The organism is Desertibacillus haloalkaliphilus (genome assembly GCF_019039105.1).
In the GTDB taxonomy this organism is placed as follows: domain Bacteria; phylum Bacillota; class Bacilli; order Bacillales; family KJ1-10-99; genus Desertibacillus; species Desertibacillus haloalkaliphilus.
This window is the reverse complement of the sequence record NZ_JAHPIV010000404.1, coordinates 1-363: the sequence shown is the minus strand read 5'-3', so window position 1 is coordinate 363 and position 363 is coordinate 1. Positions and strand designations below refer to the sequence as shown.

The window sequence follows — 363 nt, the reverse complement described above, 5'->3', positions numbered from 1 at the left end:
ACTAATAGGTGTTAGCGCTAATGATAATTCAGAAAACATAAAGGAGAGAGTACATGTCAAAACATAAAATTTTGTTTCTAGATATTGATGGGACAATCTTAAAACCAGATGATTCAATTGAACAATCGACGAAAGAAGCAGTGAGTCAGGTACAGGAAAAAGGGTTAGAAGTATTTCTTGCGACCGGACGACCATTACATGAGATTAAAGAAATTGGTGAAGAATTAAACATTGACTCTTTTATTGGCTATAATGGTGCTTATGCTGTACATAAGGGTTCTGACATTTTGTTAGAGAAAATGGATTCGAACACAATTCAATTTTTTTTAGAGCTAGCAAAAGAAAAAGGACACGAGGCAATTA

Annotated in this window: 1 protein-coding gene; it reads left to right on the top strand. The window is 33.9% G+C overall.

Translation table 11 applies throughout. The features are described 5' to 3' along the window. Window positions 1-53 precede the first annotated feature (53 nt). The coding region (locus tag KH400_RS22530; protein ID WP_217228440.1) for an HAD-IIB family hydrolase at window positions 54-363 on the top strand (310 nt) is incomplete at its 3' end.